This is a genomic window from Halomonas sp. ND22Bw, from assembly GCF_003011945.1.
Taxonomy (GTDB): Bacteria; Pseudomonadota; Gammaproteobacteria; order Pseudomonadales; family Halomonadaceae; genus Halomonas; species Halomonas halophila.
In genome coordinates, this window is the sequence record NZ_PXWD01001442.1 from 1 (window position 1) to 249 (window position 249).

Annotated in this window: 1 pseudogene; it reads right to left on the reverse strand. The window is 73.9% G+C overall.

What is annotated here, in order from left to right:
- Positions 1–249, reverse strand: a pseudogene (locus CVH10_RS22970) (NAD regulator); the annotation flags it as partial.

A 249-nucleotide genomic window follows, 5' to 3' on the forward strand; every position in this document is an offset into this window, starting at 1 on the left:
CAGAGCCCGAAGGTCAGGCCGAGGCGGTCCTCGCGGCGACGCCGCTGCTTCGGGTCTCCAGTGCCCTCCGCCCACGCGAGGAGCTTGGCCTCGATCTCGCCGAGGGAATCAGGCCGCCCGGCGCGCCAATCCTCCCAGGGCAGGTAGTGGTACCAGTTTCGCCAGGCGGCCTCGGCGAGGCCGGCCGGCCGCAGCTCGCGCACCAGGGCGAGGTAGGCCACCGAGAGCGAGTGCAGACCGCCGCCGTCG